The sequence below is a fragment of the Streptomyces roseochromogenus subsp. oscitans DS 12.976 genome (genome assembly GCF_000497445.1).
Lineage (GTDB): Bacteria > Actinomycetota > Actinomycetes > Streptomycetales > Streptomycetaceae > Streptomyces > Streptomyces oscitans.
The window spans coordinates 6,782,477-6,789,739 of record NZ_CM002285.1 but is presented as its reverse complement, the minus strand read 5'-3'; the positions used below and the strand labels follow the sequence as shown (position 1 = coordinate 6,789,739).

Annotated in this window: 3 protein-coding genes and 2 pseudogenes; 1 reads left to right on the top strand and 4 read right to left on the bottom strand. The window is 70.2% G+C overall.

Going from position 1 to position 7,263, the window contains the following annotated elements; genetic code table 11:
• Window positions 1-762: 762 nt before the first annotated feature.
• The 3 genes and pseudogenes from M878_RS79045 to M878_RS79035 all read right to left on the bottom strand — a co-directional run.
• A complete protein-coding gene (locus M878_RS79045; RefSeq protein WP_023551051.1) occupies window positions 763-2,196 on the bottom strand; it encodes a family 2B encapsulin nanocompartment shell protein in 1,434 nt (477 codons plus the stop codon).
• Between the two features lie 282 nt (window positions 2,197-2,478).
• Complete coding sequence (locus M878_RS79040) at window positions 2,479-3,132, bottom strand: DUF4360 domain-containing protein (RefSeq protein ID WP_031226214.1); 654 nt, start codon at window positions 3,130-3,132, stop codon at window positions 2,479-2,481.
• A gap of 138 nt (window positions 3,133-3,270) precedes the next feature.
• Window positions 3,271-3,598 (bottom strand): annotated as a pseudogene (locus M878_RS79035) (RrF2 family transcriptional regulator); the annotation flags it as partial.
• Window positions 3,599-3,675: 77 nt separating this feature from the next.
• Here M878_RS79035 and M878_RS79030 point away from each other — a divergent pair.
• A complete protein-coding gene (locus M878_RS79030; RefSeq protein WP_023551048.1) occupies window positions 3,676-6,630 on the top strand; it encodes a glycoside hydrolase family 35 protein in 2,955 nt (984 codons plus the stop codon).
• On the opposite strand, the pseudogene M878_RS79025 reads toward M878_RS79030, so the two are convergent.
• A pseudogene (locus M878_RS79025) lies at window positions 6,617-7,078 on the bottom strand (alpha-L-arabinofuranosidase C-terminal domain-containing protein); the annotation flags it as partial. The gene M878_RS79030 and the pseudogene M878_RS79025 overlap by 14 nt on opposite strands.
• Window positions 7,079-7,263 lie beyond the last annotated feature (185 nt).

Genomic DNA, 7,263 nt, shown 5'->3' with positions numbered 1-7,263 from the left:
GGCCCACCGCCGAGGCGTCACGACCGACGCGGGCGCGCGCTGCCGCCGGGGTGCCGGAACCGGCGAGGGCAAGGGCCGCCGCCGACGTACCGAGACCGGTGGGACCAGTCGGCAACTGGACCAGCACCGGCCGACCCGCATCCCCTGACAACGGCACCTCCGCCGGCGAACGCACAGCCCCCGACACGTCCCCGGCCACGAAAGGACTCCCGGCCGACGGCACGTCCCCGGCCGCCAAAGGGCCACCGACCGACGGCACCTGCCCAGCCCCAGAAGGGGCCCCAACCGACGGTGCTTGCAGGGCCGTCGGCAAATTCCCGGCCGTCGGCGCATGCCCGGCCGCCGGTGACTTCCCGGCCTCAGACGGCCGTGCCCCCTCCGGTGAAGGCACCGCCTCCGGCGATTTCACCGCCGCCGCCAGACGCGCCCCCTGCGACGCAGGCACTGCCGTCGGCGGATGCGCCGTCACCGGCGGTTGGACCGCTGTCGGCTGGTGGGCGACTGCTGGGGTGGGCAGGGGCAGAGGGAGTGCGGCCGTTCGGGGTGGGGTGGGGGACGGTTCCGTGGGGATGTGGGACGACGAGGTGCCTGGGCCGGTGCGGCCCGAAGGCAGGCGCGGCTCGTGGGAGGCGGACCCGGCCACCGGCGGGGCGGGCCCGGCCGTCGGCGGGGAGGTCCCGGCCGACAGCAGGGCCCGTACCAGGCCCGCCGTGTCGTGGGACCCGGCAGGAGCCGTGACCCGGGAGATCAACGACACCGTCGTCAGCTCCCGTTCGTGCGGGCGATCTCGACGTTCTCCAGGATGCCGAGGGCGTCGGGCACCAGGACGGCCGCCGAGTAGTAGGTGCTGACCAGGTAGGAGATGACCGCCTGCTCGTTGATGCCCATGAAGCGGACGTTCAGGCCGGGCTCGACCTCGTCCGGGATACCGGTCTGGTAGAGGCCGATGACGCCCTGGTCGTCCTCACCGGTACGCATGGCGATGATCGACGTCGTGCCGTGCTCGCTGATCGGGATCTTGCTGCACGGCAGCAGCGGCACCCCGCGCCAGGCGGGCAGGTGGTTGCCGTTCAGTTCGATGCCGCCGAAGTAGATGCCCCGCTTGTTGCACTGGCGGCCGAACGCGGCGATCGCCTTGGGGTGGGCGAGGAAACAGCGGGTCTTGCGCCGCATGCTCAGCAGCTCGTCCATGTCGTCCGGGGCCGGCGGGCCCGAGAAGGTGGAGATCCGCTGGTCGAAGTCGGCGTTGTTGAGCAGGCCGAACTCCTCGTTGTTGATCAGCTCGTACTCCTGCCGCTCGCGCAGCGCCTCGATGGTCAGCCGCAACTGCTGCTGGGTCTGGTTCATCGGCTCGTTGAAGAGGTCGGCCACCCTGCTGTGCACCCGCAGCACCGTCTGCGCCACGCTCAACTCGTACTCGCGCGGCTCGGCTTCGTAGTCGGCGAAGGTCTGCGGCAGGGTCTCCTCGCCCACGTGCCCCGAGCTGAGCTCGATCGCCGCCTCACCGGACCGGTTCAGCTTGCGGTGCCCGTTGGAGCTGATGTGCCGCACATGCGCGCGCAGTGCCTCGTGGCGGTCGGCCACCGCCTTGTACGCGGTCATCGGCAGCGCGAGGACGGTCGTGGCGGTCGCGGCACGGGCCGTGAACTCCCACTTCTTGGCCTGGCCGGACATCACCCGGCCGCCGAAGGTGTCCCCGTCGGCCAGCAGCCCGATCACGGCCTCTTCGCCGTACGGACCCTCGCCGATCTTCTCGACCTTGCCGTGCGCGATCAGGAACACCTGGTCGGCCTTGCGGCCCGCCTGCACGATGAGATCGCCCGGCGCGTACTCCTTCTGCACGAACTTGTCGGCCAGCGCGCCGAGCACGTCGGCGTCGGAAAAGCCGCGCAGCAGGGGCAGTTCACCCAGTTCGGCGGGGACCACCTGGACCTTGGAGCCGGTCTTCACGAAGGTCACGCGGCCGTCGCCGACGGTGTAGGAGAGACGGCGGTTGACCCGGTAGGTTGCGCCGGGCACGTTCACCCAGGGCAGCATGCGGGTCGCCCAGCGGGAGGTGATGCCCTGCATCTGGGGTTCGGACTTGGTGGTGGTGGCGAGATTGCGCGCCGCCGCGGTGCTGAGGCTCTGCTGCTCCTGCTGCCGCTGCTCCGACTCCGGGCCCGCCGCCGGTGCTGTCACTGTGTCGAGGGGCATGGCTCTACCTCGTCTTTCATGCACGTAGGTCGCAACGAACTGCTGTCGTCACGCTGCGTACACAGAACTAGCAGAGCCTCGCTTACGTTGAGTAACCACATCAGGGGCGCGCGAAGGCAGTCCATGGACTCACAGTGCGCCTCTCGCGCTCCCCTGATCGGCATCACTCCTGGTCTAACGTTTCCGCAGGTCAACCGATGGATGACGGTTCGCTGGCGTGAACCGGCCAGAACCGGCGAAAGTCATCGCCTACTCGGAGTGACCGGCGTGGCGGGAGTCGCCCTACGCGCTCGGGCACTGCTTCCACGCCAGGTGGTACACCGTGCTGATGTCACCGTCCGTCGAGTCCATGGTCATGAAGCTGACCTTGTCGGGATTGGTGGTGCCCGCGTTCACCCGCAGCTCGGTGTTGATGTTGAAGTTCCGCAGGACCCCGCAGGGCGCCCAGACCAGCTGGGCCCAGTCCGTGCTGTCGGTGGCCTCCCAGTTGTCATTGAAGGGGGCGTTGAAGGGATGGCTCTTGGGCACGGTGTTCGGGGAGCCCTGGAAGTAGTACGAGGCCTTCTGGGTCGCGCTCGCGCCGGGCTGCAGGGACAGGAAGCCGCGGTAGTCGGCGCTGGCGATGGCGTAGGTGAAGCCCTGGGGGACGTGGACCACCAGGTTCAGCTGGCAGTTCTTGCGGAAGGCCGTGGGGTCGGAGTTGCCGCCGGCCTGGGCCAGGTAGCTGCTGTAGGTCACCGTGAAGGCGGTGTTGTCCGGTGAGACGGCGACCGCCGCGGTGCCCTCGGGGCAGCCGGAGCCGTTCACCGTCGCCACATCGATGACGATCTTGTCCGGGGGCGGGTTGTCGATCGGGCCACCGGCGGGTCTCTGAGCGGGTATCGCGGTGGAGAGCAGCGCCGCCACGGCACCGCTCAGGAGGAGTCCACCAGCCATGATTTCTCCCATGGTCGGGTGTGGGGGGTCTGTGTGGAGCCTGTGAAGCGCTCCGCATCGTAGAAAGCCCCGCTCACCCCCGGGAGATACAACTCCGGCCATTCACAACCGGCCGTTCACATCTGTGTATCGCGCTGTGGGGAGCAGGGGCTGAGCGTTGCCGGTGTAGGCGAGGCCCGTGGGGCGTCCGCCGCGGACCGGCACGATCGGGCCGTCCACCGCCCGGATCACATCCGCGACCGTGACGTCGGCCGCGTCCCGCGCCAGCCGGTAGCCGCCGCCTCCGCCCCGCCGGCTGTCGACGATCCCGGCCCGCCTCAGATCGCCCAGGATCCCTTCCAGGAACTTGTGCGGGATGCCCTGCGCGGCGGCGATTTCCTCCGCCTTCACGGGGGTCGTTACCCTGCCGTACGGCCAACTCCAGTACCGCCCGTACCGCGTAATCCGCCCGTGCCGAGATCCTCATGAATCCGTTGTGGGACGTCGCCGCATGGAGAATGGCCTTCGCCCGCGCCCCGTAAGATCGCCCGGGAGGATCCAACCTTGGCGCTCAGCAGACGAAATTTCAGTGCCCTGGCCGGCTCGACCGCCCTCGGGCTCGCCCTGGGCGGCAGCGACGGCACCGGGGCGCCCTCGGCATACGCGGCACACAGCGTGCCGACCGGCCCGGCGCCCGCCCCGCCGAGCGCCGACGGCGAGCGGCACACCATCGGCTACGACCGGTACTCGCTGCTCGTGGACGGCAGACGGCTGGTCGTGTGGTCCGGCGAGATGCATCCCTTCCGGCTGCCGAGCCCCTCCCTGTGGCGGGACGTGCTGCAGAAGATGCGCGCCCACGGCTACAACGCCGTGAGCATCTACGTGGCCTGGAACTACCACTCCCCCGCACCCGGCCGGTACGACTTCACCGGCGTCCGGGACCTGGACCTGTTCCTGCGCATGGCCGCCGAGACCGGCCTGTACGTCATCCTGCGGCCCGGCCCGTACATCAACGCCGAGGTGGACGGCGGCGGCTTCCCCGGCTGGCTGACCGCGGCCAAGGGCACGGCCCGGACCGACGACCCGGCGTATCTGGGGCACGTCGACGCGTGGCTGACCCAGGTGAACCGGATCGCCCGCAAGCACCTGTTCACGCAGGGCAACGGCACGATCCTGCTGTACCAGATCGAGAACGAGTACGACGCCCACACCGACGAGACCGGCCGGGCGTACATGTCCCACCTGTACAAGAAGGTGCGGGCGGACGGCATCGACGTGCCGCTGTTCCACAACGACAAGGGGCGCAACGGCTACTGGGTGCCCGGGTCGTTCGACACCGGCGGCGAGAAGGGCGGCTGGCTGTACGGCTTCGACGGGTATCCGTCGCCGTCCCAGACTCCGCCGGACTGGGGGACGTTCGGGCCCGGCGGGGCGAAGGGCGGGGCCGGCGCCTCACCGTCCACGCCCGGCTTCGTGCCCGAGTTCGGCGGCGGCTGGTTCGACCCGTGGGGCGGGGCCTGGTTCGACGGCAAGGGGTACGCCGAGTCTCGGCGCACCCGGGACGCCGCCTACGAGCGCCGCTTCTACCTCACCAACCTCGCCAACGGGCTCACCCTGCACAACGTGTACATGACCTTCGGCGGGACCTCCTGGGGCTGGCTGCCCGCGCCGGTCGTCTACACGTCGTACGACTACGGCGCCGCCATCGACGAGGCCCGGAACGTCACCGGCAAGATCGCCCCGATGCACCAGCTCGGCCATCTCCTGCAGCGCGTTCCCGACTTCGCCAAGCTGGACCGGGCGGCGGACGTGCACGCCGAGGGCCTGAAGGTCTACCACCTGACCAACCCGGACACCGGCGCCCATGTCTACGTAGCCCGCAACGACGGCTCGCACGCGGTCACCACCGATCTGCCGACCGACGCCGGCCGGGTGCGGATCACCGTGCCCGGCAAGGACGCCAGGCTGCTGACGACCGGGCTGAGGCTGGGCAGGCGGACCCTCAAGTACGCCACCGCCGAGCCCGTGCTGTGCGTGACGGCGGGGCGGCAGGACATCGCGCTGTTCTCGGGCCGCCGCGGCGAGATGACCGAGCTGGTGCTGAAGTGCCGGGCCGAGCCGGACGTCATGCGGCTGGACCCCGAGGCCGCCTGGGCCTTCGACGGCGCCGACGAACTGCATGTGAACACGCCGCTCGGCCAGGGCGGACTGACCCGGGTGCTGGTGCAGAAGGGCGAGACCGAGACGCCGCTGCTGCTGCTCTTCGCCGACGACGCCACCGCCGTACGCGTGTTCCCGTACGACACCCCGTCCGGGACCCTGCTGGTGTACGGCCCGGCGCTGCTGCGCCATGTCGAACTGCGCGGCTCCGAGGTCCACTTGACGGGTGACGTCACGAACACGACGAGCATGGAGGTGTGGGGGCCGCGCGGCATCGACACCCTGGTGTGGAACGGGCGCAGACTGCCCACCCGGGTGACGCTGTCCGGCAGCCTGATGACCACCGGCATGCTGCCTGCCGTCCCCGAGGTGAGGCTGCCCGGGCTGGGCGGCTGGCGGATGCGCACGGAGAACCCGGAGGTCGGGCCCAGTTTCGACGACTCGGGCTGGAAGGCGGCGGACAAGAAGTCGTCGTTCAGCACCACGCCCGTCCCCGACGGCGGGCCGGTCCTCTTCGCCGACGACTACGGCTTCCACTACGGAGACGTCTGGTACCGGGGCACCTTCACCGACTCCACCGGCCTGGAGGAGATCTCGCTCGCCTACAGCACCGGCACCCAGGGCCTGTTGATGGCCTGGCTGGACGGCGAACCGCTGGGCACCCACCGGATGCCGGTACCGGACAAGAACACGACCACCAGGCAGGGGACTTGGACGGCGACCGCCGCCTTCCCCGTGCGGGAGGCGCTGCGCTCCCCCGGCCGGCATGTGCTGTCCGTGCTCGTACGGCGTATGCAGCACGACCAGGACGGCAAGGGCCTCGACACCCACAAGGCGGCCCGTGGCCTGACGGCGGCCTCCTTCAAGGGGGCTTCCCCTTCGGTGAGCTGGCGGATCCAGGGCGAGAAGGCCCCCGACCCCGTGCGCGGCCCGATGAACAACGGGGGCCTGTACGGCGAGCGGGAGGGCTGGCATCTGCCCGGCTTCCGGGACCACGACTGGGAGAAGACGGCCTTCCCGCGTGCCGCCCGGTACCAGGGCGTGACCTGGTACCGGACCACCTTCCGGCTCTCGGTCCCGGCGGACATCGACGCGTCGATCGGCCTGACCCTGGAGGACGACCCGTACCGCGCCTACCGGGCGCAGATCTTCCTCAACGGCTGGAACATGGGCCAGTACATCAACAACGTGGGCCCGCAGCACACCTTCGTCCTGCCGAACGGCGTCCTGCGCACCCGGGGCACCAACACCCTCGCGCTGGCGGTCCTCTCGGAGTTCACCACGCTGTCGGGGCCGGGGAAGGTGAGCCTGACGCTGCTCGGCAGAGCGACGGGAGGACTGCCGGTCACGCCAGTCTGATCACGTTCCAGGACAGTGGCTCCAGTACGGCGGTGAGGGTGCCGTCCGCCACGGTGGTGCCCTCGACCGGGTGCGGGGCGACCCGCCCGGGGTCGTCGAGGGTGTTACGGGCGTCGGGATCGGCGTCGGCGAGCGCGCTGTGCTCGGCGACGGTCGTCAACTCCATTCCGGTGAGGGTGACTTCGAGTGGCAGGGCGTCCGTCCGGCTGCGGTTGACGGCGAACACGGTGACCGTGCCGTCGGCCGCGCGGACGGCCGAGGCGTGCAGCAGATCCGTCTCGCCGTACTTCCGCGTCTCGTACGTCGGCGAGTCCACCCGCACGTCGAGCACCTCGCCCCGGCCGCACCTCGACGCCTGCGCGAACGGGAAGAACGTCGTCTGCCGCCAGGCCGGGCCGCCCGGCTCGGTCATGATCGGGGCGATCACATTGACCAGCTGGGCGAGACCGTAGATTCGAAGCGCTTCCGCGTCAATGGGTCGGACACAAGCTCATGAGGCCGGACACAAGTCTCACCGGGTCGTTACCCGTTGAACGACGCTCGCCGGATCGCATGACGCGCACACACCCGGGCGCGTACCCTCGGACGGGCTCCACAGCGGCGGCCAGAAGGGGGAGGCATGGGCATCGCGGG